Consider the following 26,308-nt stretch of genomic DNA (forward strand, 5'->3'; position numbering starts at 1 on the left):
AACTATTTTTAAATCTTCAAACTACCCAATCTTCTGATACTATTGAAGTAACAGTTTCAGGTTGATACCAAAATTGGTAAATGCAGTGTTAAAGGTTTGCGATGTATAAGGCCTGGTAAGGTTTGAATCGTAAAACAGGTTAAGGTTAAAACGTTGGTTTATCACATAATCAATGGACGGCCTTACCGTAATATTTTGCGCACCCGATGATATTTCTGCGGCTTCCACGTCGGCACGGTAAATAAGCGTTTTATTATCCCGCAGCGAAAAATCAAGCTTAAAATTAACATCCTTAGGGTTACCGCCTGCAAACAAACCAAACGGAAAATGGAAGTTTTTAGTATGATAACCAAAACCAAAAACCATTATCCGCTCGTTTTGCTGCGCCAGCTGGCTGTTGAGCAAACTTAAACTAAGTGTACGGCTTTGGCGATACTCCATATTGGCTGTCATGCTGTTTTTGAACCGTGCACTCGCTCCCAGTAACGGAACAAACTGCTCAAATATAGTTACCTGCGAAAACTGGTACAGTGGTAAAAAGTTGTTGTTTAAATCGCGTGCGCTGCTGGCGCCGGCGGCTTCCCGGTATTGCAGCAGGGTGGTAAAGCCGCTTACATTGTAAGATGAACGGTAACCATGGCTTAAATCAAAGGAATCAAAAATATCGGCAAAGAATGGAATTTTAGCTAAGCCGTTATACCTGATATCCCAGTTCGGGATAGGTATTTTAGGAAACTGTGAAGTACTGCTCTTTGTTGCTTTTTTACCGGTATACGCGGCCAAAAATGCAGGCACTAATACATTTTGTGAGTTCTGGCCGTACCCATCCACAAACCCGGCAGAATCTACCAGGTGCGTCGAGTTGGGATTTTGAGTAGCCAGCCTTTGCGATAAAATGGTGCGGTTAGTCAGTAATTGCTCAAACAGTGGCGACGTGTTGTTAACACCGGTAGTTTTTTTGAATGCTGTACCGATGGTTAAAAACGATATGCTGTAGTTCCCCGTAGTTACGGGGCTTAATGTTTGGATACTATTGGTAGCAACCAGGTATTTAAAGTTCGATTGATAATTATGATCCTGTGTTTTAAATGCTATCAATTCAATACGCAAATCTTTAAATGGTTCTATTATTCCCCTGAAATGCATATCCTCGTTAAGCGAGGTAGTATACAATTGGTTTTGCAGTGTATCTGTAGTGATCCAGCCATTCGCTACTGCTTTGGCACGTATATCGGTTTGGCTGCCTAACAAAAACCCTATGCCTGGCGCATTATAATCGCTATTCTGGCCAAAAAAACCTGATTGCGGCAGGTACCCGGGTATATACGTACCCTCCTTTCGCGAATAGGTTGCGCTAAGATTTTTAACACTGGTTAACAGCCCGATTAAAATTTTACTTAATCCTCCGGGCGCGTTGGGATTACCAGCCTTGCGGATAAAAGGAAACTTATTATATAGCGAAACCATGTTAAAAGTTGGGTTCACCTGTATTTCCCGCAAATTGCTTATGCTATTACCTACATCGTACGATGGGTCATTTATGGCAAACAACGGCTGGGTTTGCCAATTAAAATGCGTACTGTAACGGGTAACAACCGATGTCCAGTCGAGCCCCGGTATTTTACTGATAGGCAGGGTATAATTCAGGTTAATGGTATGGTTGTAATTGGTGGTACGCCCCAGCTTTTTAAGGTTATCCCAAAGCGTATCGCGTTTTAAACCATTAATACGCCCTGCAGGTTCATCAACTACCCCTAAGTTTGTGGCATCAATATCCAGCTGTAATGATTTTGATAAATTCCACCCTATTCCATAAACCCTGGTAATGTTAAAGTATTTGTTAAAAGTTGTTGTTGGTATGGGGATAAAGTTATTAGGGTCGTTATCCCGCAGGGTATTTTCCGAATAAAAACGATCAAAATTAATACTAAAGTTTAACCTTGATGGCAGTATGCTAAAGTTAATATCACGCGCCAGCGCCAATAAATTACTCTTGATGATTTTTGCAAAAGGGCTGTAATATTTTGGCGTATTGGTATAATTATAAGCCAGTGTAAAACGGTACGACTTTTCGACGTCATTTTGGGTGGTAAAATCGTGATGCAGGAACTCGGTATAAGCATAGCTGGCGTTCAGATTCTCTACATCCCAGATGCGGTTTGGTGAATTTGGATTCGTTTTGGCCTTATGCACATTGGTAAAGTTGAAGCTTTTGCGCATGGTATAATCAACAGCCACATTTTTTATCGAGTCCCGCTCCTTAGTGCTTGTGGCGGCTGCAAGTGATTGCTTTAGTTCAATATCCGGCGAGCCAGGGTCATATTGTGGCATGCTTTTTTGCGATGACACATTGATATATGCCGGGATATGGATGCCGCTTTTATCCGGGAAAAACTTACCCAGTTCTGCAGTGGCCGATATGTCATATATCTGGTCATCACTTTGGCTCCTGTCGTTCAGCCTGGAATCCAGCGTACCAAAACCTATCGTAGTTTTACTGCCCGATACCGTAACATCAGCAAAATCGGCCAGCTTGGTGTCAAGCCTCGCAGTTGCCGCCCAGCCCCCTCGCTGGTCAAAATCGGTTAAGCGCAGCTCATCAAACCAAACGGTACCTGTTTTATCCAATCCATCATCTAAAGCCGATGCCTGGTCGCTTTTCAACGGGTTGCGCACACCAACCATAATGGTACGCAAGCGGCTCAAGTCGGGTTGGCCTTTTAAATAAACTACCTGGTTGCCTTCGGTATATTTAAAAACCTGGTTATAGGCAACATTCGAGTGGTTTCGCTTAAGCTTTGCCCTGGTAAGCAGGCCCAGTTCCAGGTCTATGGCATTGGCATCAGGCCATATGGCATCAGGGTCGCGGGTGCCGGGTTGCGTAATTTTCAGGGGGACCTCATACTCGTAATAATTATCCTGGTAATCAGTACCTAAACGCAAAAACGCGTTAAGGTCATTATCCTTTAACAGATCGCCTTCGGCATGTACAAACATTTGTACGCGTTTGTATTTACGCAGATCGTTAAAAAAAGTACGAAAAGCGGCCCTTGAATAGCCATCCCGCAGGCTTTTTACATTCAAAGATAATGATTGTTCGTTCAGCTTGGTATTGGTTTGCAGGTTATTATAATTACGCTGGCGCTGAATGCCCGGTGGTACCACATACGGGATAGGTGTACGGTTGCCATTTTCCTCAATATTTACTGCCTGTACATCAAGCGTTGAATTATCTATCGGTGGGTTACTTATTGAAGGATCTGCAATTACGTTTAGCGGGTTCTTTTCGGTATTAAAGGCACGCCACTCGCCACGTACCAGCTCCAGTGTTGCAAAACGTAATATAGCTGTATCGGCAAAATTGGTCATGAACATCCGCATAAAACGGATAGCTTTAAAATCTTCAATATTACCTACCTTACTTTGGTAATCGTTTATCGGGATCCTGAACTGGTACCAGTTTACCGATTGTGTGGTGCCATTAGGCAGCTTTACTGTGGCTGTCACCTTATCGCTGATGTTATTCTGCCCAACCACCATGTCTCCCGGCCGAATAGATACTTTGTACTGAAAGTATGAATCTTCCTGGCTCATGTTGTTATCCCGGTTGATATCTTCCCCATCGGGCAATGAGGTTGATGCCGAGTTCTGGATACCCAGCTCGGCTTGTGATTGTTCTGATGTTTTTGAGTTGCCATCGGTACCGTTGTATTTGCTATACCGGTCAAGGATCCCTAACCTTGCCTGGTCAAGGGCCGTACCCTGGTAATACTGGTAATCATCAGATGAGGGGTCATTAGCAAAACTGGTTGCAGCCTGCCCGCTCAACTGGCCTTTAACCTGCGTTACTACTGGGGCAAATTTGGTTTGCTCATCAGCATCATTCAAGCCATCCAAACCAACATCCTGCAACTTACGGGAACTTGGATTATTGTCAAACGCATTAATAACCGGCTGCAACTTTGATACCCTGCCCCAGTTGGTCTCGTCTACCTGTGTCACGTCGCCGTTTACCGGCAAGCTGTTCTCTAAACTTTTACGGCCATCCTTCAATATATCTTCAGATATACTGCCAAGATTAAAATACAGATCGCCACCTGCCGAATTTGGTTTGTATATAAAAGGATCGAGTACCCAAAATTCGATGTACGATACGTTTAACGATGCAAAATCGTTGGTCTCCAGTTTCCTGAACATACCGCCCCAGCGTGATTTAGGGTTCTGCAATGTACCATCAGGATTAAAGCCAGTGGTCGCGTAGTTATAAGGTCCGCGTATGTTTGGATAAAAAGCCATGTTCAGCGTAGCCAGCGTTAAAGGCTGCCCTGTGCTTGATTGCTTATATGGAAATACCTCCTGCTCCAATACCTGCCTCGCGTAATGGTTTGACAGATCGGCCCGGGACATGGGAATATTACCAGAATTGGTGTAAAATATAGGGTCGATATTGTAAAATGCCAGCCGGGCCCGGTTGTAGCCATAACTCAGGTCGTTAAACACAGATGATTCTGAAAATAGCTGTGGCGTTCCCGAAATTTGCCAGGCATTGGCACTCTTTATATCGATAATTGATTGACTGTTTTCAAAATCATCAAGGTACGAAGTTCCGTTTTTGGAACCGGCAAAATTTAGCGCGCCGGGGCTACCCGGCAGCAGTTGGGCAAACTCGCCCGAGAATGTAACCGACGACGGGGCTTTGGTGTGGATAAATGGGATTTTATCAACCAACCGGGTTAACATCCTTGAATCCGAACTGTAGTTGGCGTCGAAACCCCATATGGTATTTGAAATAGATTCTTCACCGGCAATTTCATTTTGGGTAATAGGCTGCTCGGTAAGGTGCATAAGGGTTCCGCCTAATGCCAGTTTATCATTTACATGATAATCAAACCTCGAGCCGTATAACGATTTTTGCTGTACACCAAAAAGCTCATTGTTTTCCAGCTTTACGCTGATGGGCTGACCCGATGATAGCAGGGCCTGGTTAAGTATCCGTATCCGCCCGGCATTATAATCAATAGTATAGTCGGTGGCTTCCGTCAGTTTAAGCTGACCGGCGGTTACAGTTACCGACCCCTGCGGAATGTTCACCGCATTCAGCTGGTATTCCGATCCTCCGGTTGAGGTATAGGTACCCTTTATCACATACCTGTTAAGGGCCGGAAAATACTGTTGCGCTATGGTTTTGGTTGAATCATATAAAGGCTGATAAACATATCGCTTTGCCAGATCGGCTTCTCCGGCTGTGAATTTAGCAGCCAGATCTGAGCCGAAAGGCTCTATTGTTGGAAAAACAATCCGCCCGTTTTGCGAATCGATGGTTACGCCTTCCAAAAAATCGAAATAACCGTCGGGGTGTTTATCGCTTTGCTGGTTAAGGTTATCAAGGCCGGTAACCTGCAGCCATAATTTGCCCTTGATATTTGCTCCCTCTTCCATCACCGTTTTTTCGATGCCCGATTTATCATCAAGCCTGGTAACGGTTAATTTAAAATTGGTTGGCGCTATCTGGAATGCACCCAACGAATAGATGTTTTTCATCATCAGATCCCAGGATGGCAAATTGGTTTTAAGCAACTCATTCTTCAGTAACTTTACAAACAACACCTTTGGTGTATTAGGGTCAACCGCAACATCGCTGCTAAACTCACCCACCTGGTACTGTACGCCGTTAATGGTATATTGATAAGCTACGGCCAATACCTCATCATTATTTAAAGGATAATTAAGTGAGATATAACCCAGCTGCGGATGCAGCGTATATTCCTTATCGGTAAGCTTTCGGGCATAGGTAAGCTTGGCGTAGTTATTAGTGCTTCCGGTTGATTGAAAGTAGCCGGCAACAGCATTTGAATTTGTTTGCCGGGCAGCTGCAGGCAAATTGTTTAATAACGAGTTTGATTGCTGCGCAAAACCAGGACCTTTAAAACCAGCCGGCAAACCACTAAAACCAGCTCCTCCCTGTATCTGCGTAGTGTTATAAGGTTTATTTTCGCCAAGGTCAAGGAAAGCCAAAATATCCCTTGAATCGGTGGTTACATTGGTGCGGTTGGTTGTCCAAACTTCAATTTTGGTAATGTTTATATTTGAACTGATAATGGGAATATTGGACAGCGCCTTGTTATAATTGTTGCGGAAGTATTGCGATAAAAAGAAGTGCTTATTAGCCTCGTAATCTGCAGGAGTAAGCCTGAACTCACCTTGCTGCGATCCATTGGTTATAGTAATGGTTTTTGATTGCGACCGCTGTTGCGATAAAATGCTGGTAATATCTAGCCGGCCAAACTTAAGCTTTGTTTTTATACCAAACAACGCCTGGCTACCGGTGATCAATGTAGTGGGCAGGGGCATACTAACCGTTCCGGCCTCTATTTTTTGGATGATTTCATCGGGCGAGCCGGTATAATCCAGCTTTACCTGGTTCTCAAACTGGAACTGGGCATCGGTATTATAATTGGTGGTGATCTTTAATTTATCCCCAATATTTCCGGTTACATTTAACTGGATTTTTTGATCGAAATTAAAATTGAACTGGCTGCGTTGCCTGGTGTTGAATAAAGGATTTTCGTTTTTATTTACCTGCCCGGCCAAAATCATTTCTGCCGAACCCTGCGGGCGGATATCTATATTCTGGCTGCCAAAAATCTGCTCAAAGGTCCGGCTCCGCACTTTTATAACCGGAATAAAGCCGGGCTGTTGCGAATCGTAAGCATAATCATCAGCCAGCTGTTTGTAATAACTGCGTTGGTTTGATTTTTCTTTTAACTTTAAGTACTGGGCAAAGGTGAGATACTGAGGCGGACGATATAGTAAATTACCAACACGCTCATACAAAATATATCGGTTTGATGCAGCATCATATTCAATTGTACGTACCAGGCCCGGAGGGTCGGAACTGAAAATACCCTCCCTGAGCCTAACATTTTTGGGTTGAGCTAAATTGAGGGGCGCATTTTTTTGAGTTGTATCACGCTTAGCGTTCGGAACCGGCTGCTGCGCAAAAGCGCCACCCAGCCCGCCAAAAGCAAGAATTAACAACACACTTATAATAATATTATAAGTAAATATTCTGATCAAAAGTTAAGTCGAAATTTAGACGTAATTATAGGGTTTTTAAAGCAAATTTAATCAGTTGTTCAACGGTTAAATCACTATTATTATTATTCAGCTGCTGATCCAGCACCTTCTCGGCAGCATTTTTTGCAAAGCCCAACATTACCAGGGCGCTAAGTGCTTCATCTTTAGCAGTTTTGTTTATTGGCACAACAGTTAAGGTATCCGGCCCCTCTTTACGTAACTTATCCTGCAGCTCCAAAATTATTCTTTGTGCCGATTTGGGGCCTATCCCTTTTATCCGTTGTATAAGCGAAACGTTGCCGCTTATAATTGCAGCCTGTATTTCAGCAGGTGTTATTGATGACAGCATCATTCGCCCGGTATTAGGTCCTATACCCGAGATGGATATCAGGTGCATAAATAAGCGGCGCTCACCATCATCGGCAAAACCGTACAGGGTGAGCGCATCTTCTTTTACGTGCTGCCATATATAAAGCCTGCAGCTTTCATCGGCTCCAAGCCGCGAGTATGTATTTAACGAAATATTAATATGGTAACCTATGCCCCCGGCATCAATAACCACATGCGACGGACTTTTAAAAACCAGCTTACCACCAATATAATCGTACATAATAATATTATTTCCCTTTAAGTTTATCAAAAATACTCGTCGGCTTTTCTCTACCCGCTTTTGCCTGTGCATCAACAACAGCAATGGTAACCATATTCACAATTTCACGAACAGAGCTACCTAATTGCAATACATGCACCGGCTTTTTAAGGCCCAACAGTATTGGACCAACAGCTTCTGCTCCGCCTATTTCCTGTAATAGTTTATAGGCGATATTACCTGATTCCAGGTTAGGGAATATCAAGGTGTTGGCTGGCGTTCCGGTCAATGTAGAAAAAGGGAAATTATCTTCCAGCAGATCTGAGTTCAGGGCAAAGTTTGCCTGCATATCTCCATCTACTATCATATCGGGATAATTAGCATGCAGGAGTCTTACGGTTTCTCTGGTTTTCTCGGGGATCTCACCTTCGTTTGAACCGAAGTTGGAGTAAGACAGCAAAGCAACCCGTGGCTGAATGTTAAACTGTTTAACAGAACGGTCAATCAATACCGTTATATCTACCAATTCCTGAATGGTAGGGTTTACATTTACCGTGGTATCACCAAAAAACACCGGACCTTTTGATGTTATCATCATATACATACCAGCAACACGGTTTACACCTTGTTCGGTACCGATGATTTGCAATGCCGGTTTAATGGTGGTAACATAGTCTTTGGTTAAACCGGAAATCAAAGCATCAGCCTTGCCAAACTGAACCATGCAGGCACCATAATAGTTACGATCGCTCATCAATTTCTTCGACTCATACAAGGTGATACCTCTGCGCTGACGTTTCTTGTACAGGTATTCCGAGTATTCCTGCATATTCTCGCAGCCATCGCGCGGGTCAATTATCTGCACATCACCAAGATCCAGGTCATTATCACGCATAATCTGTTTTATCTTCTCGATGTTGCCTAATAATATTGGTGTAGCAATACCTTCATCTTTTACTATTTGGGCCGATCTTAAGATCTTATAATTATCAGCCTCGGCAAAAACCACGCGTTTAGGACTTTGCTTGGCCTTAGCGGTAAGGTTACGCAGCAATTTGTCATTTGTTCCCAGTCGTGTTCTCAGCTCCTCGGCATAGGCATCCCAATCGGTTATCACTTTACGTGCAACTCCCGAATCGATAGCCGCTTTGGCAACGGCCATAGATACCTCGGTGATCAATCGCTGATCCATAGGTTTAGGAATAATATAATCCTTACCGAATTTTAGGTTAGTAATATTGTAGGCCAGGTTAACCGCTTCGGGAACAGGCTTTTTTGCCATCTCGGCAATAGCATGCGTAGCAGCTATCTTCATTTCCTCGTTAATGGCTGTAGCCCTTACGTCAAGCGCCCCCCTGAAAATATAGGGGAAACCCAATACATTATTAACCTGGTTAGGAAAATCAGACCTGCCCGTTGCCATGATGATATCTTCGCGGGCTTTAATGGCCAGGTCATAATCAATCTCGGGTACCGGGTTAGCCATAGCAAAAACAACAGGTTTTTTGGCCATTTGCTTCAGCATATCCGGGGTAACTACGTTACCGGCAGAAAGGCCGACAAACACATCGGCATTCTTCATGGCATCATATAATGTTTTGATATCGGTACGGTCGGTAGCAAACTGCATGCGGGTATCATCCAGGTCGGTACGGTCCGGGGTTAATAAACCGTTGATGTCAAACATCACCATGTTCTCTTTTTTAACCCCTAATGAAAGGTACATTTTTGAGCAGGAAACCGCAGCGGCACCAGCACCATTAATTACCATTTTTATTTTATCAAGCTTTTTACCCTGTATCTCGCAGGCGTTCATCAAGGCCGCCCCCGATATGATGGCCGTACCGTGCTGATCGTCATGCATTACAGGGATCTTCATTTCGGCCTTTAGCCTGCGTTCTATTTCAAAACAGGTTGGCGCCGATATATCTTCAAGATTTATGCCGCCGAAGGTTGGCTCCAGTGCCTTTACAATTGTTACAAATTCATCAACACTTTTGGCGTTAACCTCCAGGTCGAACACGTCAATGTCAGCATAAATTTTAAACAGCAGGCCTTTACCCTCCATTACAGGTTTACTGGCCTCGGGGCCGATATTACCTAAACCCAATACGGCAGTGCCATTGCTGATAACCGCCACCAGGTTACCTTTAGCTGTGTATTTATATACATCATCAACATTTTCGGCTATGCGCAAACAAGGCTCTGCAACACCAGGCGAATAGGCCATTGTTAAGTCTCGTTGCGAATTGGTAGGTTTGGTGGGTACTACTTCTATCTTGCCGGGGCGCCCCATTGAGTGGTAATTTAGTGCGTCCTGTTTACGGTTGTTCTTGTTCATCTTATCAAAATTCAAGCGCCCAAAATTACAATTCTTTTTATGGTAACCTGAAATAAAATAGCCCGACTTTGAATCTTGTCAAAATCGGGCTATTCTTTTATCAGATATTATCCTTTGCTTACAGGGCAGTATTGGGGTTAGGGGAAACACTTGCTGAAATATCACCACCGGCTGCAACTCTTATAGTTTGCCCTATAGGCGCACGGTTAGTTTCCAGATTGTTCCAAACTTTAAGATCATGAATTTCAACACCGTACCTATCGGCAATACCTGCTAAAGTTTCGCCTTTTTTTACCTTGTGGTATGCCGGCATCCGGCGTTCGGGTTTGCTGCCTTCAGCATACAGATTAGGATTAGGTGTTGCATTTGTTGTGACTGCCACCGTTGTTTTGGCAGCAGCGGGCCTTGCGGCAAATGTCATTGGCGCTACCGCATCGCCGGCGCTGTTTAGCACATTATATAAAGCTGCAAAATTTTCTTTTGATGTTTGTGGCAGAATAAGCCTGCGCGGCGCGGCCTGTGTGCCATTGATGATTAACCTCCTGTAAGCGGGGTTAAGCATAGCAAGCTCATTTATACCTACATTTAATGCCGCTGCAACGTTACTAAGCGATACAAATTTTTTCACCATCACGGTATCCGTCCGCACCGAAAAACTACAGGCCTGTGCTACTATATTATGTTTTTTATAATAGTTCATCACATAGTTCATGGCTATAAAGGCGGGTACATATCCACGTGTTTCGGCTGGTAAATACTGGCGTATAGCCCAAAAATCACTACCCGGTCCTGCTTTTTCCACAGCATGCTCCACATTACTTTTGCCGCAGTTGTATGATGCTATGGCAAGCAGCCAGTCGCCAAATTCCTGGTAGGCATCTTTTAAGTATGCAGCAGCAGCATAACTTGCCTGTATGGGGTCGCGGCGTTCATCAACGTAGCTGTCCATATTTAAACCATAAATTTTCCCGGTGGTTGACATGAATTGCCACGGCCCGGTAGCCCCAACCCTTGATACCGCGTTAGGATCAAGTTTCGACTCAACTATGGATAGGAATTTTATTTCTTCGGGAATGCCGGCGTCACGGAAAGCTTTTTCATAAATAGGGAAGTAATATTTAGCAAGCCCCGCAACTTGCCCCATTTCATCGCGGTTATGCATGTACAAATCAATGTAGCTTTGCACATATTCATTATAATCAAGCTGTATATCTTTGCGGACAGAATCTAAACGGCGCTTATAAATGCTGCCCTGGGCTCCAATTGGCAAGGGATGATTAATAACCGGCACTATGGTAGTATCAGCATTAACCTCATTGCGGAATACATTAAAACGACCGGCTTGCCGTAAAGATGGAAGCGCGTTGGTATGAATAATATTAATTAGTGAAAGGCAGATGGTAAGCGTAAATAATCTCTTCATTATTTGGATTTGATTAAGTGATGATGCTTCCTGCATCAGATAATTCTCTAAAATATTAATTTTTTAAAGTTTTAAGAAATATTCAGAAAAATCTAACAGTTGATCTTCGTTAAAATGTTTAGTCAATAATTGTAATCCTAACGGCAAACCCTGACTATTATTGCCAGCTGGCAATGATATAGCGGGCACCCCGGCTAATGATGCTTGTACGGTAAAAATGTCATAAAGATACGTTATCACCGGATCTTTTTCTTCGGCACCTATCGGAAATGCGGGTTCGGGCGCTGTTGGAACTAAAATAAAATCGTATTCATCCAGGATTTCCACTGTCTTTTCCCTGATAAGGCGGCGTACTTTTTGCGCCTTGGCATAGTACGCATCATAATAACCTGCGCTTAAAACAAAAGTCCCAAGCATTATACGTCGTTTTACCTCTTTGCCAAACCCTTCGGACCGGGAACGTTTGTACGTTGATTGCAGATCATCTGCCGCCGGGCTTCGGTAACCATAATGTACACCATCAAAACGCGCCAGGTTTGATGACGCTTCGGCTGTGGCCAGTATATAATAGGTTGGTACCAGGTAATCCAGTTGCTCAAAAGCGATAGGTTTTACGGTATGCCCTTCTGCACGTAATTTATCAATATATTTCACCAGCACATCCTTTACTTCGCCATCAACACCCGGGCTTGATATAGACTCCTGCAAATAGGCTATCTTTTTCTTTGCCGGTTTTTCGGTGCTGACAGTAAAAGATGGCACAGGTTGCTGTATTAAAGTATTATCATATTCATCGGGACCGGCCATAACCTCATACAGCAAGGCAGCATCCTCAACAGAACGGGTGATAGGGCCAACCTGGTCAAATGATGAAGCATAGGCAATTATGCCATGCCTGGAAATACGACCATAAGTGGGTTTAAAGCCAATTACACCACAAAATGACGCCGGCTGCCTTACCGAGCCTCCGGTATCGGTACCTATTGCCGCATGGCACATATTGGCCTGCACCGCAACTGCCGATCCGCCTGATGAGCCCCCGGAAACCCTCTTTTGATCTGCATAGTTTTTTACCGGGCCGTAATAGGAATTTTCGTTTGAGCCGCCCATGGCAAACTCGTCGCAGTTACAGCGGCCTATTATCACAACATCCTGGGCAAGCAGGCGCTCAACTATGGTTGATGAATATATGGAAGTGAACCCTTTAAGAATTTTGGATGACGCAGTTACCTGGTGCCCTTTATAGCAAATGTTATCCTTTATAGCGATAACCATACCGGCCAGCTTACCGGCAGTACCATTTTTTATGCGCTCATCAACATTTTTAGCGTTGATTAATGCTTCATTTTCAAACACTTCATTAAAAGCATTTAAATGGGCGTTCTTTTTAATCTCGTCCAAATAATTTTTCACGAGACCCTGAACAGTAATTTCCGCACGCTGCAACCCGCTCTTTATTTCAGTTAAAGAGGAATAAAATTTAGCCATGGGGCTAAAATAAAAAAACTTATCCGTTGAAATAAGAAATTATTTAACAGATAAGTTTATATCTTAAATAAAGCGGCAAAACGGTTAAGCCTTAAGGTATTAAACCTTAGGTTTTTCCTCGGTGCTGCCGTCCTGGTTTTGTGCGTCTTTAAATTCTTTAACGCCTTTTCCTAAACCTCTCATTAGTTCGGGTATTTTTTTACCGCCAAACAGTAAGAGTATTGCCATGATGATCAGAATAATTTCTGGTGCCCCTAAACCCATAATTTCTAAGTTTTATATAAATTAATATTGTTGTTATGATAGAATTCTCTTTTTATCCTGCTTTTGCTTAGCAGTTATTAATGTTTATTAAGGTCGATCTTTGACTCAGTAACAGGCTCCTCATCACTACTTACGTGAATATCCGAAACCGGGATTGTGTACGGAACTTTATTTTCGGCGATAACCGGGTTTGGATGTTGTTCCACACTTTCGGCAACCGGTGTTTCATCAACCGGATGTTCTTCCATAAGCGGTTGCTCATGTTCTTCAATTACCGGTTTTGTAGTAGTTACTTCGCTTTTATCATTAAAACTATTTATCTGGTTGTTAATCTCTCGTTTAACATCCTCTGATGCATCTTTAAAATCACGGATCCCCTTACCAAGGGTACGCGCCATACCAGGAAGCTTTTCGCCTCCAAAAAGCATTAATGCTGCAAAAAGTATCAGTACCATCTCGCCTGTACCAATATTTAAAAATAAAAAAACTGTACTTAACATAGCATTTTTTTTAGGTTACAAATATAAACAATTTAAATATCTTATAGTTTACAACTAATTAGGCGCCAGCCATAATTTAGGATTCATTGGCTCTTTAACTTTATAAACATCAAAGTTCACCTCGGTTTCACCTGTTGACGGATCGGTGGCAACTACGCCTAAAGCTTGTTTGGTACTTACCTTTTGTCCGCGCGCCACACTTACCGATCGTAAATTGCCATACACTGTAAAATACTCGCCATGCTTTATCATCACCAAATATGTACCGCTCACATCAACTACCCTTATCACCTCGCCGTCAAAAACCGCCCTCACCGCGCTGCCTGCATTTGTACGGATGTCAACTCCGGTATTTTCACTTCTGATCCCTTCGGATGTATACACACCAAACCCCTGGGTTATAACTCCATTTGAAACGGGCCATGGCAACCGGCCTTTGTTACCTAAAAAGTCATTTGAAAGCTTAGCCGCCTCGGGCGTGGCGTTCAAATAGCTTGAACTGGTTCGCACTACAGGCTTAGCTGCTACCGGCGCCGGCCTGTTTTCGGCCTTTGCCTTAGCGGCAGCTATCCTTGCCGCTTCTCTTGCCTCGGCTTCGGCCTTTCGCTGGGCTTCTTCAATCTCCCGGCGTATAGCGGCGCTTATCTCCCGGTTGGTTTTAGCAATTTTGTTTTGCACATCCCGCTGCTGCTGCTTTAGCTGGCCTTCATGCTGCGAAAGATCTTTTACCACTTTTACCTGGCTATTCTTCTCTTTACCCAGAGTTTCTTTTTCTTTTTGCTGATCTACCAGCAAAGTGCTTTTTTCCTGTTTGGTTCTGTCAAGTTCGTTTATTTTTACATGCAGTTCTTTTTGCGTACCCTGTATGTAACCGGCCTGCCGCTCACGATAGGTACCAAACTGTTGTAAATACTTTAAACGTTTGTAGGCCTGGTTAAAATCTTTAGAAGCAAAAATAAACATCAGTTTATTATAAGCACTTTGATTGCGATAGGCAAAAAGGACCATAGCAGCGTACTCTTTTTTTAGCTGATCCAACTGGCTTTGTAAACTATGTACAGTATTATTACTCTCAGAGATCTGGTTATCTAAATTTCTTACTTCGGAGTTGATGATATTGATCTTTTCTTCACGAAGGCTGATCTGCGCCTTTAACAGGCTTAATTGTTTTAGGGTAGCCCTTTTATTGCTTGAAGTTTCCTGGTAATCCTTATTAAGCTGTTCCAGCTCTTCAGATAATTTATCGCGCCTTCGCTTTAATTCCTGACTGCTTTGGGCATGCACATCAACCGCGATAAATACTGCTATAATAAAGAGAGCTGCTTTTAAAAATTTCATCAAACAAAAATAGGAATTATTTGGACGGCTCATACCTGTCAGGAATACTAAATGGATACTCCTGTTGCTGATCAAAATCAACCTTGGTATAATGCAGGTTTACTTTTATTTTTTTATCTTTTACTACCGATGCGATATTTATTTGCGATGGCAGGATACGGTTATTGGCCTGTATAAAGGTGTTATTAGCAACCTGTAATGATTGCCCCTGGCTTTGGCTATCCAGGTTTGTTTGTGTAACTTTATTATCGGCCCCAATAACAAGTTTATAAACCAGGTCTTCAAGATCACCGCTCAAGGTGGTATTTCCGGTCACAGTAATAATGTCTGCTTTTTCATTAAGCAATTCGGGAATGGCATTACCTACCAATAACGATTCAAGTGTTTTATAATTAACCTGTTTGCTGGCGTACGTATATATGTAGCTAAATGGTCGCTTAAGGTACACACCGTCCAACCTGTTTATCATCAGTATGCTATCGGGTGTAATAACCGCGCGGGCAACTTCAACACCCAGTATAGCTGTAATAGATACCCATATTTTTTTATCCTTACTGATGCGTATATTCAGTGTTACATCATTGCTGTTGCCATTAATATCCAGGTTAGTTTTTGCCTTACCGGCAAACGTGTTAAAATTTAACTGCTGGGCTCTTATCGCGGCAAGTTTGCTGGCTTTACTATCTACAGCTTTTACTGCCGCATCGGCTTTGCGGGCAACTAAAACCTGCTTACGGGCTTTACAACTTACCATTGCAAGTAAGCAACAAACTACCAGTAATTTATTCAATATATTTCTTTTCATTTATTTTACGATCTAAAACCGGAGATTGTTCTCCGTAGCCTTTGGCTTTCTTCCAGTTTTGCACAGCAGCATCGGTATTACCTAAGTAAAACAAAATATCGCCATAATGTTCATATTTAACTGCACTATTATCCTTATCGTGCGCCAATGCCTTCTCCATCCACAATTTAGCCTCCGGATATTTCTTTTGCATAAATAATATCCATGCATAGGTATCTTCAAACGATGCGGTATTAGGCTGCAATTGGTTAGACCGGGCCGACATTTGCGCCGCCTTATCTAAAGCTTCATTTCTTAACGATAAATAGTATGCATAATTGTTTAGGGTATAAGCATTATCAGGATTAACAGCCAAGGCCTTATCATAAGCGTCATCAGAGCTTTTGTTATTTTTCAGGTCGTGATAACAATCTCCTAATAAAGAAAAACTTAGCGAAAGTAGTTCCTTATCCTGAATTTCTAATGAAGTTGCATTTTTAACATAACCCAGCGCTTTATTAAAATCTTTCTTCTGCGCCCAGGCCACACCTACCAGGTAATTCATCCAGGCCTGGTTAGGGAACAATGAAAGCGCGTTTTCGCCATCCTTAACAGCGCCTTCCAAATCGTTTTGACTTAGTTCAATGCGTACCAGTTGTTCATGTACAGCATATACCTGCCCATCCAGTTCAATTGATTTTTTATATGCCGCTTTGCCTTCTTTCAACTTATCGCTTTGCAGCAACATATCGCCATACATGGCAAAGGCTTTGCTATCGCTTGTGTGCGTAATAGTTAATATCCTACTTAATTCAAGGGCGCTTGCTTTAGCATTGGGATCTGGAAATTTGGGGTAGTAACCTGTAATTATTCTTATTTTTTGGTCGATGTTAACGTCCGGTATCGCAAAGGCCAATTTAAGCTCATCAAAACAGGCATCGTTATTTTTTTTATCACGATAAATATCGGCAAGCGCCAGGTGAACCATCCCGTTAGCCGCATCGAGTTTTTCGGCCTGTAATAAAACCTTTAAAGCTTTATCGCCTAATCCATTGGAATTATAAATTTCTGATAACAGCAAATAATAACGCATCTGGCCGGGATTGGCAGCTATAGCTTTTTCAATATCGCCGGCGGCCTGGTCAATCTTACCTTGTTTTAGATAGATTTTTTCGCGATTGCCCAGCAGATCGTCAGTCATACCGGTAATTTGCTCCAACTGGTCGTAAACTTTTAGTGCATCATCGTACCTTTTCAATTGAAGGTAAGTGTTGGCCTTATCAAAATAATAATCGGGTTTATCCGGATTGATATGAATAAGCTGATTAAATACATTTTCAAGTTTGCCAAAATTGTTGCTTTTTTCGTAGCTATCAGCAAGCGCTACCCAATACCATTCGTTATCGGGCTTTATTGCAACCGCACGCTCCAGCAGCGGCTGGGCACCGGCATAATCATTCTGTATTTTTTTTAGATTGGCCAATTCATAAAGTGAGGCATCATTTTGCGGGTCAGCCTGAATTACGCGCTCAAACAATTCAGAAGCATGCTTCAAATTTTCAACCGTTTTTTCGCGCAGGGCCGAAAAGAACAACTGTTTAACCTCCATACTATCGAGTGAGGTCATGGGTTTTGAAGCAGTTTGCTTCTGAGCAAAAGCAGGGATTTGGAGAAGAAGGACAAAGGACAAAAGACAAAAGACAACGCCACTATTATAATAAGCGCCAATCCTGTTTTTTGAACCATATTTTAATCCCGTATTCTGCATATTCTTATCTAAGTTAACCCTTTTTCTGCCTGATCGTTTTGTCCCTCTACTTCAGTCCGATTCCTGTGTGTCCAAATCCACCTTCGCCCCGGGTAGTATCGTTTAATACCTCTACCTCGTGCCAGTTCACAGTTTCATGTTTAGCTACCACCATCTGGGCTATCCTATCGCCGTTATTAATTTCAAACACATCAGCACCCAGGTTAATAAGCAATACCTTTATCTCGCCCCTGTAATCGGCATCAATAGTTCCGGGCGAATTTACAATGCCGATACCGTGTTTAAATGCCAGGCCACTTCGGGGTCTTATCTGTGCTTCAAAACCAACCGGCAATTCAATATGTAAACCTGTTGGTACCAGTTTACGTTCCATTGGTTTAAGCAGGATAGTTTCCTCAACGCTGGCCCGCAGATCCATACCCGCGGCATGGGCTGTTTCATAAGCAGGTAAACTATTTTTCGATCTGTTAATTATCCTAATGGTCATCTTTTAAATATAATTTTTAATTCGTTGCGTTCAAAATAAAATGCGGCTAAAGCAAATAACAGAAAAAGCCCGTTACCCACAAATATATTCCTGTTGAATACCGTGAACGATAAAAACACCAGCACCACTGATACTATAATATAAGCCAGGTTCTTTTTCAGATTATAAGGGATTGGGTAGTTTTTTTGCCCCCACAAGTATGATAGCACCATCATGGTAGCATAAGCCGCCAAGGATATCCAGGCCGAGGCCATATAACTGTATTTTGGAATAAAGAACCAATTTAAAGTAATGGTTAATATAGCGCCGATGCCCGATATATATAATCCGTATTTGGTTTGATCTGACAGTTTATACCAAACTGACAGGTTCATGTAAATGCCTAAACTTAAGTACCCAAACAGCAGTAACGGCACCACACCCAAACCCGACCAGTATATGTTATCGGCCGTATGTTTGCCCAAAATAATTACCGCTAAAATATTAACGTTTGCAGTAAGCGCTACGCATATCAAAGCAACAGTAATTACAAAATAAGTCATGATACGGGCATATGTTTCGCCTGCATTTTTATTTTTTGAATGACTAAAAAAGAAAGGTTCGGCACCTAAACGGAAAGCCTGTACAAAAATACTCAGGAACAAAGCTATTTTAGCGCATGTTCCGTAAATGCCAACCTGCTGATCACCAATGGCATGTGGAAGCATCTGCTTAAGCATTACCTTATCTATTGATTCGTTGATGATGAATGAAATATTTGCGATCAATATAGGCCAGCTGTATACAAACATTTCTTTGAATATAAACAGATCAAACTTAAGTTTCAGCTTTAATATTTCTGGTAACAGCAAAAAGATGGTTAGTATACTGGCTATGGCGTTAGCTAAAAAAACATAGCCAACCCAGTGCGGCCTGTACCAGCTTGCTATCCATTGCGCGCCTGGCAGTTGGTGATTAATTATAAATGGCAGGCCAAAGAGGAAAAACAAATTAAGCAGCATTACAAACAAAATGTTAGTACACTTTATAAAGGCATATTTAACAGGTCTTCCGTCTGCACGGATCTTAGCGAAAGGTATCACGCAAAAAGCATCGGCAACCAGTATGATGAGAAAATTTTTAACATAAAAAGTGTAGTCTGCATGGTCCTTAGTCACTCCCGCCTGTGTATATTCAATAATGTTATCCAAAAAAAGAAAGCTGAACAATAGGAAAACTAATGAAACTGCTATAACTGCACCAAAAGCGTTATTATAAACCTGCTGCTTATTATCAGATTTTTTTTGCAGATACCTGAAATAGGTTGTTTCCATGCCAAATGCCAATATCGCATTAACAATAGAAGCATTACCATACAAAGTTGTGAAAATACCAAGGCCACCTACAGGCAGCGTTCGGGTGTAAATTGGCGTAAGCACAAAATATATCATCCGGGAAATGATGGTGCTTAGACCGTATATGGCTGTTTGCCCTGCAAACTTTTTAGCGGTTGACAATGTATTTATTTAATGAGGTAAATGATAAAGCCCGTAATAATTATAAGCGCTTTTTTACAACCTCAAAATTACGATAGTTTTTTAATTCGTCCTCATGGGTTTCAACAGAAGTAACCTGGGCATCTTCCGGCCCTTCGTTACACCAATCTATAAACATTTCAATGATTGTATCGTCGGCTTCGGCTTCAATGTAAACATCGCCATTGGGTTCATTTTTAACAAATCCCCGCACGCCCAGCTGATCAGCTACCGCCTTGGTTGCTTTACGATAAAATACACCCTGAACTTTGCCTTTAACTATAATATTGAGATGTTTCATCAATTTGAGGATTTGGTAATTTGAAGATTTGAAAATTCAGCTGTAAAGTTCTTCATTTTCAAATTACCAAATCTTCAAATTTTCAAATTTAAATTAATCTCTTAACTTTTGATTCGGGTGTTATCTTCAAGCCATCCAAACCCGTTATTAAATTAAGGCCGGGTGTTTTCCCTGGCTGTAATGAGCCTTTCTCGTCATCAATACCCAGAAACTCGGCCCCGTTAAGCGTACCCCATTCTATTAACCGCTGTGTACTTATTGCAGGAAATTTTTTTTGAATAGTGCGCATTTCGCTCAGCATACACAGACTATTGTTTGATGCCAGGCTGTCGGTACCCAGGGTAATGTTAAAGCCCTGATCAACAAACAGCTCTATTTTAGGTAGTTTACCCTCTATATACAAATTGGCATTGGGGCAAAAACACCAGTTTACTCTACGGTCGAAACGTTTGATGAAATAAATATCCTTTAAATTGGTGCAGGTATTATGCACCAGCAAAACCTTTTGTTTATTGGTTAACAATGGGATAATGGATTGCATAGAGTTACGGGCCTGCGGCTTAAAGTAGCCAATATCAATACCAAAATGCTTATAAAGCTCAAGAAATCCCCCCAGTTTGTACCTGTAAAACTTATTTTCGTCCTCGCATTCCTGGTTATGGATGCTAATGAGGTTATGGCCCTCTTCGCTGTGCTTCCTGATCAGCTTAAACAATTCTTTTGACACTGAATAAGGCGCGTGCGGGGTTATTGAGCATGGCATTGGCTTAAACTCATTAAGCAGAGTCACAGCTTTATCAAAAACCTCGGTGGCATTTTGCGGTAAAAAACCAAAGGTTTCTACAAAGGTATGATAGTACAATTTACTTTTAGCCTTAACCGGGATGCTGAAATTGGTATTGGATATATCGCCTACGGCAACAATACCATTATCATACATTTCCTGATCGGCCATTTCGATGGCGTCCTCCACCAGCTTTTGGTCGGAGTTTCTGAAGGTCTGAATATCTTTTATAAAAGAAACCAGCCCATTGCCGGTGTTTATTTTTTCTTTTAAATGTGATAGTTCTGTATGGCAGTGGGTGTTTACAAACCCGGGGCAAATAATACCATTAATTTGTTCAATAGGGCCATCTGGAGGGTTGCGGTGATCAGTAACTGAGATGATCTTGCCCAAATCATCAACTGTAACAATTCCATTCTTAACAGGATCGGCATAAACGGGGAAAACGTAATCGGCTTTAAAACTTTTCATTCAAATTTAAAATTGGGGTAGCATCTCATCACGTTTTTATTCAGAACACTTCTTTGCGCAGGGTATTTACAATTAACTTTTAATTATTGTTTTATTCTACCAAAAGAATGACTTTAAAAAAAGACAGATTTTTTTAAATTTAAGTACTTTTGCAATGTGAACAATACAAAAGGTAAAATTGACATCCGAAGCCTGAGTTTGAAAGCCTTACAGGAGCATTTTATCCGAATGGAGGAAAAAAGCTTCCGGGCTAAACAAGTTTATGAATGGCTTTGGAAAAAATCGTGCTTCTCTTTTAACGAGATGAGCAATATTTCAAAAGAACTTCGTACTAAACTGGATGAAAACTTTGTTATCAACAACGTTAAAATTAACACATCGCAGATTAGTGCTGATAAAACTATAAAAAATTCTTTTATTTTACACGATACTCACCTAATTGAGGGTGTTTTAATTCCAACACCGGGCAGAATGACTGCTTGTGTGTCGTCTCAGGTGGGCTGTAGCCTCACATGTAAGTTTTGTGCAACAGGATATATGGACCGTAAAAGGAATCTGAATCCCGATGAAATTTACGATCAGGTGGTACTTATTGACCAGCAGGCGCGCGAAAACTATGGCATCCCTTTATCCAACATTGTATACATGGGCATGGGCGAACCATTGCTCAATTACAAAAACGTAATGGATTCAATAGAGCGTATCACTGCCGAGGATGGCCTTAACATGTCGCCAAAAAGAATAACAGTATCCACTGCCGGTATTGCCAAAATGATTAAAAAACTGGGCGATGATGAAGTAAAATTCAACCTGGCCCTGTCATTACACGCCGCTAATGACGAAAAGCGCAATACCATAATGCCTATAAACGAGCAAAACTCTTTAAAAGCACTTGCCGAAGCGCTGAAATACTACTACGCCAAAACCAAAAACCCGGTAACATATGAGTACATCATTTTTGATGGGGTTAATGATAACATCCAGGATGCTATGGAGCTTGCAAAATTTTGCAAACACCTGCCCTGCAAGGTGAACATTATTGAATACAACCCTATTGCTTTTGCCAGCTATGTTAACGCCAACGAAGATAAAGTAGAGATATTTGCAAATTACCTCATAAAACAAGGCATCAATACGCACCTACGCCGTAGCCGGGGTAAGGATATTGACGCGGCCTGCGGACAACTGGCAATCAAAGAAAAGGCTAAAGTTGTCGAAGTTTAAAAAATCTGCCTTAAATTAATGGCATGAAATTACCAGGCGGTTACCTTGCCGATTTTGTTGCACTGTTATTTCCTCAACTTTGCCCTGCCTGCAATGCCAGCCTGGTTGCCCATGAGCATATTATTTGTTCTGATTGCCGCTACAATTTGCCTTATACCAACTTCCACACCCAACCCGATAATATTGTTGCGCAACAGTTTTATGGCAAAATAAACATTGAAGCTGCTTATGCCCTTTACTTTTTTAATAAAGGTGGCAACGTACAAAACCTGATGCATCATTTTAAATATAGCGGTATGAAACAAATTGGAAACCTGGTAGGAAACATAGCAGGCAACCAGCTAAAAGAGAACCCGGTTTTTAACAGTGTAGATTACATAATTCCTGTGCCTCTCCATAAAAAACGACTGAAAGAACGCGGGTACAATCAAAGCGCATGTTTTGCAGAAGGGCTGGCAGAAAAAATAGACGCGGGTGTTGAATTAGATAATTTAATACGCAGGATTGCAACAAGCACCCAAACCCATAAATCGCGCTTTGCCAGGTTTGAGAACATGCAGGAAGTATTTGCAGTTGCCAAACCCGAAAGGCTGGCTGGCAAACATATTTTACTGGTAGATGATATTGTTACCACCGGATCGACACTGGAGGCATGTGGGATAGAATTATTGAAAGTGCCGGGATTGAAGCTAAGTATTGCCACAATTGCCTATGCCGTGTAGCGCCTTGCTAATTTCAGCCAAAAGCTGAGGCCGTGTATACCACGAGTTGGAAACTCACGGCAACTGCTATCTTTTACTCCCCCCTTCAAGGGGTTGGGGGGCCTATTGGTGCTGGTACCTGCTTAATTTCTCGTAAAGCACTTTTGGGTCAAATGGTTTTAGGATATAATCGTTCATACCGGCATTACCTATTTCGCCCATTTGGTTACTAAGCATTGATGCTGTTAGGGCTATAATCGGTAATTGTTGAAAATAGGTTTCAGGATTTGAGCGGATCACCTGGGTTGCTTCCAGGCCGCCCATTTCGGGCATATGAATATCCATTAGTACCACATTGTAGTTTTTATTGGCCAGTATCTTATTTACTGCCTCAATACCATTCTCGGCAAAATCAGCATCCGCGCCCCACCTTTTTAGTATCTTATTGATCAATAACCGGTTAATCTGGTTATCATCAACTACCAAAACATTAATTTTCAGTCCTTCTTCCACGTTGTTATTATTGCTGTTCAATTCGTTATCTGCTTTGCTAAAGGTTATCGTGAACCAAAAAACCGACCCCTGACCGGGTACACTATCCACATTTATTCTTGAATCGTGCAGCTCAATCAGGCGTTTACTTATGGCCAATCCTAAACCTGTACCCCCATATTTGCGCGTAGTGTCAGTTTCGGCTTGCTTAAACTGTTCAAATATTACATTTACTTTATCAGCGGCAATCCCAATTCCTGTATCTGTTACCGAAAACCTTATCCTTACATCCTTCTCGCTTTCCTGTATAACTTTCAAATCGATATTTACACCGCCTGTATTTGTAAACTTAATCGCATTACTTACCAGGTTTAATAATATCTGACTTAAACGGGTACGATCTCCTATTATAATTTGAGGTACGGCATCATCTATCGTTTTGCTAAGATAGATATTTTTTTCGGCAGCTTTGTATTGTAGTGAGCTGCTGATACTTTGAACCAGGTCGTGGATGTCAACCCTTACTTTTTCAAGTTCAACATTGCCCGTCTCCATTTTTGCAAAATCCAGCACATCATTTATCAGTGTTAATAAATTTCCGGCAGAAAATTTCAGTATTTCAAGGTTTTCTTTTTGCGACTCCAGCGGACCATCCTCCAACAACAGGTGCGACATTCCAATAACGGCATTTAATGGCGTACGTATCTCATGGCTCATTACAGATATAAACATATCCTTTGCCCGGCTCAGTTGTAATGCCTCCTCTTTGGCTGCAATTAGTTCTATTTCGGCTTTCTTTTTGGCCGTAATATCAATAATTACCTCGACATACTTATCAACTTTGCCATGCCTATCCAGTATCACCGAATTGATGACCGAAACCCATAATGGCTGTCCATCTTTTCGATAGATAAGAAGATCGACCTCAAATGATTGTTTATTTTTTGAAAGCTCACGAGCCCGTTGAATAATGGCAACATCAGTAAGTGCCCCCTTTAGCACATCGCCAAGGTGATTGCCTTTTACTTCATTTATATCATATCCGGTAATTCCTTCAAATGCTTTATTTACCCATTCAACCTGGCCATCGCAGTTGTTTATAACAATGCCGCTGGTAACTTTGCTGGCTACCAATGACAATAAGGTAAGCTCCTCCTCATTTTTTTTGCGTTCGGTAATATCAACCATAACGCCAATTTGCCGTTCAACTTTTCCAGCCTCATTAAATACCGGACTGTTTGATAAAAAGATCCATATTGGTGTACCATCCTTTTTGTACACCTTCATTTCAACCTCGTAAGGCCTGTTTTCCTTCACGGCTTGCACCGCGCTCTCAAATACTGTAAGGTCGGTATCTTCCCCTATAAKTGCGGAGCCAATTGCTTTTCCTTCCAGTTCGGCAAAGGAGTAACCTATAATATTCTCCTGCGCTTCATTCATCCATAAAATCCTGCCCCGTATGTCGCGTATAAAAATACCGCTTGGCGATTTCCTGGCCGCGAAGGATAAAACTTCAAGATCCTGTTCAATTTTTTTGCGGGCTGATATATCAATGATCACCCTTATAAGCTTATCAACCTCACCTTCGTTGTTACGTATAACCGAATTAACTACAGTTATCCATAAAAGCGCTCCATTTTTAGTGGTTATTAAAAGTTCAGCCTCGTACGATTCTTTATTTTTTATCGAGGCCTGTAATTTCGCTTCAGCAACAGGGTCAACAACTTTACCCTTCAGTGTAGCACCAAGATATTTATGCTCAACATCGGCAAGGTTAAAACCGGTAATATGCTCAAAGGCATGGTTTACCCAAACAACTTCGTCGGCAGCGTTACTTATTACCACGCCATTGCTCACCTTGCTTGCCACCAATGCCAGTTGTTCCAGTTCATGCGAAATGCGTTTTTGATAACTTACATCCCGGCCACTGGCAAACCATTTGTTTCCATTAAAAGTAACCGACCAGGCTATCCATTTTATATCTTTTGCAGGCGTTAATACTACAGTTTCAATATCAAATTTGTGTTGCTGTTTGAGCAAGCCGGCTTCAAGCTTTTTTAATGTTTTAACTTTTTCTTCTTGTGGGAAATAATTCCAGATGGGCTGCCCTATTATTTCCTGCGGGCTATAACCTAAAATAGATTTTGCAGAATGGTTTACCTGTTCGATATTAAAATGCCTGTCCATAATGCAATGAACATCCGGCGAACTGTCAAACAAATCGTAAAATTCCTTGTAGCGAACCAGACTTTGCTCCAGTTCATATTTTTGCTTACGTAGCGTAAGGTGCGACATGACATCATCGGCCAGGGTACGCAAAGCATCTCGTTGCTCATTGCTGAGCTTACGGGAGACCGTATCAATAACGCAAAGGGAACCCAAACGGTAGCCATCGGGATCAATGAGGGGAGCGCCGGCGTAAAACCTAACATTTTGACCAGTTACAAATATATCATTTCTAAAATCATCATCCTCAGATACGTCATCTATCTCAAGAACCTCATCATTTAAAATGATTTTATTGCAAAAGGCACCAGCACGGGGTATTTCCTCCTTACTGGTGCCAAATTTCGATTTGAACCATTGCCTGTCACCATCTATCAGGGATATCAAAGCAATGGGCACATTACATATATATGATGCCAAACGGGCAATGGCATCGTATTCGCTTTCGGGCAAGGTATCCAGCACATGGTATGATTTTAACGCTTCTAAGCGCCTTTCTTCATCATTTATAAATCCATGTTGCCTGTTTGTCATTA

General features: G+C 41.9%; 17 protein-coding genes. 2 read left to right on the forward strand and 15 right to left on the reverse strand.

Annotated features, from left to right (window positions below):
• Positions 1 to 39: 39 nt before the first annotated feature.
• The 14 genes from sov to AC1DO4_RS05910 all read right to left on the reverse strand — a co-directional run bounded on the left by sov (position 40) and on the right by AC1DO4_RS05910 (position 21,129).
• A complete protein-coding gene (gene sov / locus AC1DO4_RS05845; protein ID WP_477413788.1) occupies positions 40 to 7,077 on the reverse strand; it encodes a T9SS outer membrane translocon Sov/SprA in 7,038 nt (2,345 codons plus the stop codon).
• A 25-nt stretch (positions 7,078 to 7,102) separates the two neighbouring features.
• A complete protein-coding gene (ruvA, locus tag AC1DO4_RS05850; protein ID WP_477413790.1) occupies positions 7,103 to 7,687 on the reverse strand; it encodes a Holliday junction branch migration protein RuvA in 585 nt (194 codons plus the stop codon).
• A gap of 7 nt (positions 7,688 to 7,694) precedes the next feature.
• Positions 7,695 to 10,007 carry an NADP-dependent malic enzyme gene (locus AC1DO4_RS05855; protein ID WP_477413792.1) on the reverse strand — a complete coding sequence of 771 codons (2,313 nt, stop codon included), beginning with the start codon at positions 10,005 to 10,007 and terminating at the stop codon, positions 7,695 to 7,697.
• 118 nt (positions 10,008 to 10,125) lie between these two features.
• Positions 10,126 to 11,430: a lytic transglycosylase domain-containing protein gene (locus AC1DO4_RS05860; protein WP_477413794.1), complete on the reverse strand. Its 1,305-nt coding sequence runs from the start codon at positions 11,428 to 11,430 to the stop codon at positions 10,126 to 10,128.
• A gap of 63 nt (positions 11,431 to 11,493) precedes the next feature.
• On the reverse strand, positions 11,494 to 12,918 hold the full coding sequence (gene gatA / locus AC1DO4_RS05865) for an Asp-tRNA(Asn)/Glu-tRNA(Gln) amidotransferase subunit GatA (RefSeq protein ID WP_477413796.1): 1,425 nt from the start codon (positions 12,916 to 12,918) through the stop codon (positions 11,494 to 11,496).
• Positions 12,919 to 13,017: 99 nt separating this feature from the next.
• Complete coding sequence (tatA, locus tag AC1DO4_RS05870) at positions 13,018 to 13,182, reverse strand: twin-arginine translocase TatA/TatE family subunit (RefSeq protein WP_295721341.1); 165 nt, start codon at positions 13,180 to 13,182, stop codon at positions 13,018 to 13,020.
• Between the two features lie 77 nt (positions 13,183 to 13,259).
• Positions 13,260 to 13,682 carry a Sec-independent protein translocase subunit TatA/TatB gene (locus tag AC1DO4_RS05875; RefSeq protein ID WP_477413799.1) on the reverse strand — a complete coding sequence of 141 codons (423 nt, stop codon included), beginning with the start codon at positions 13,680 to 13,682 and terminating at the stop codon, positions 13,260 to 13,262.
• A gap of 54 nt (positions 13,683 to 13,736) precedes the next feature.
• Positions 13,737 to 15,020: a murein hydrolase activator EnvC family protein gene (locus AC1DO4_RS05880; protein WP_477401383.1), complete on the reverse strand. Its 1,284-nt coding sequence runs from the start codon at positions 15,018 to 15,020 to the stop codon at positions 13,737 to 13,739.
• Between the two features lie 16 nt (positions 15,021 to 15,036).
• Complete coding sequence (gene lolB1, locus AC1DO4_RS05885; protein ID WP_477413801.1) at positions 15,037 to 15,825, reverse strand: lipoprotein insertase outer membrane protein LolB1; 789 nt, start codon at positions 15,823 to 15,825, stop codon at positions 15,037 to 15,039.
• Positions 15,803 to 17,431, reverse strand: a complete 1,629-nt coding sequence (locus tag AC1DO4_RS05890) for a tetratricopeptide repeat protein (protein WP_477413803.1) — start codon at positions 17,429 to 17,431, stop codon at positions 15,803 to 15,805. The genes lolB1 and AC1DO4_RS05890 overlap by 23 nt, the downstream gene beginning before the upstream one ends.
• Before the next feature lie 187 nt (positions 17,432 to 17,618).
• On the reverse strand, positions 17,619 to 18,059 hold the full coding sequence (dut, locus tag AC1DO4_RS05895; protein ID WP_477413805.1) for a dUTP diphosphatase: 441 nt from the start codon (positions 18,057 to 18,059) through the stop codon (positions 17,619 to 17,621).
• A complete protein-coding gene (locus tag AC1DO4_RS05900; RefSeq protein ID WP_477413807.1) occupies positions 18,056 to 19,555 on the reverse strand; it encodes a lipopolysaccharide biosynthesis protein in 1,500 nt (499 codons plus the stop codon). Before AC1DO4_RS05900 ends, dut begins: the two co-directional genes overlap by 4 nt.
• 40 nt (positions 19,556 to 19,595) lie before the next feature.
• Positions 19,596 to 19,874, reverse strand: coding sequence for an acylphosphatase (locus AC1DO4_RS05905; protein WP_477401377.1), 279 nt, complete (start codon positions 19,872 to 19,874; stop codon positions 19,596 to 19,598).
• Positions 19,875 to 19,962: 88 nt separating this feature from the next.
• A complete protein-coding gene (locus AC1DO4_RS05910) occupies positions 19,963 to 21,129 on the reverse strand; it encodes an amidohydrolase family protein (RefSeq protein WP_477413809.1) in 1,167 nt (388 codons plus the stop codon).
• Between the two features lie 156 nt (positions 21,130 to 21,285).
• On the opposite strand from AC1DO4_RS05910, the gene rlmN reads away from it, so the two are divergent.
• Positions 21,286 to 22,353 carry a dual-specificity RNA methyltransferase RlmN gene (gene rlmN, locus AC1DO4_RS05915; protein WP_477413811.1) on the forward strand — a complete coding sequence of 356 codons (1,068 nt, stop codon included), beginning with the start codon at positions 21,286 to 21,288 and terminating at the stop codon, positions 22,351 to 22,353.
• 23 nt (positions 22,354 to 22,376) lie between these two features.
• Complete coding sequence (locus AC1DO4_RS05920; RefSeq protein ID WP_477413813.1) at positions 22,377 to 23,075, forward strand: ComF family protein; 699 nt, start codon at positions 22,377 to 22,379, stop codon at positions 23,073 to 23,075.
• A gap of 102 nt (positions 23,076 to 23,177) precedes the next feature.
• Here AC1DO4_RS05920 and AC1DO4_RS05925 read toward each other — a convergent pair whose 3' ends face one another.
• Positions 23,178 to 26,306, reverse strand: a complete 3,129-nt coding sequence (locus tag AC1DO4_RS05925) for a PAS domain S-box protein (RefSeq protein WP_477413815.1) — start codon at positions 26,304 to 26,306, stop codon at positions 23,178 to 23,180.
• Between the last annotated feature and the right edge of the window lie 2 nt (positions 26,307 to 26,308).

This window comes from Mucilaginibacter sp. P5_A6, from assembly GCF_056400585.1.

Excerpts from the sequence above, each read along its gene's own strand:
- ruvA (WP_477413790.1), bottom strand. The coding sequence starts at position 7,687 with ATGTACGATTATATTGGTGGTAAGCTGGTTTTTAAAAGTCCGTCGCAT.
- AC1DO4_RS05855 (WP_477413792.1), bottom strand. The coding sequence starts at position 10,007 with ATGAACAAGAACAACCGTAAACAGGACGCACTAAATTACCACTCAATG.
- AC1DO4_RS05860 (WP_477413794.1), bottom strand. The coding sequence starts at position 11,430 with ATGAAGAGATTATTTACGCTTACCATCTGCCTTTCACTAATTAATATT.
- gatA (WP_477413796.1), bottom strand. The coding sequence starts at position 12,918 with ATGGCTAAATTTTATTCCTCTTTAACTGAAATAAAGAGCGGGTTGCAG.
- tatA (WP_295721341.1), bottom strand. The coding sequence starts at position 13,182 with ATGGGTTTAGGGGCACCAGAAATTATTCTGATCATCATGGCAATACTC.
- AC1DO4_RS05875 (WP_477413799.1), bottom strand. The coding sequence starts at position 13,682 with ATGTTAAGTACAGTTTTTTTATTTTTAAATATTGGTACAGGCGAGATG.
- AC1DO4_RS05880 (WP_477401383.1), bottom strand. The coding sequence starts at position 15,020 with ATGAAATTTTTAAAAGCAGCTCTCTTTATTATAGCAGTATTTATCGCG.
- lolB1 (WP_477413801.1), bottom strand. The coding sequence starts at position 15,825 with ATGAAAAGAAATATATTGAATAAATTACTGGTAGTTTGTTGCTTACTT.
- AC1DO4_RS05890 (WP_477413803.1), bottom strand. The coding sequence starts at position 17,431 with ATGACCTCACTCGATAGTATGGAGGTTAAACAGTTGTTCTTTTCGGCC.
- dut (WP_477413805.1), bottom strand. The coding sequence starts at position 18,059 with ATGACCATTAGGATAATTAACAGATCGAAAAATAGTTTACCTGCTTAT.
- AC1DO4_RS05905 (WP_477401377.1), bottom strand. The coding sequence starts at position 19,874 with ATGAAACATCTCAATATTATAGTTAAAGGCAAAGTTCAGGGTGTATTT.
- AC1DO4_RS05910 (WP_477413809.1), bottom strand. The coding sequence starts at position 21,129 with ATGAAAAGTTTTAAAGCCGATTACGTTTTCCCCGTTTATGCCGATCCT.
- AC1DO4_RS05920 (WP_477413813.1), top strand. The coding sequence starts at position 22,377 with ATGAAATTACCAGGCGGTTACCTTGCCGATTTTGTTGCACTGTTATTT.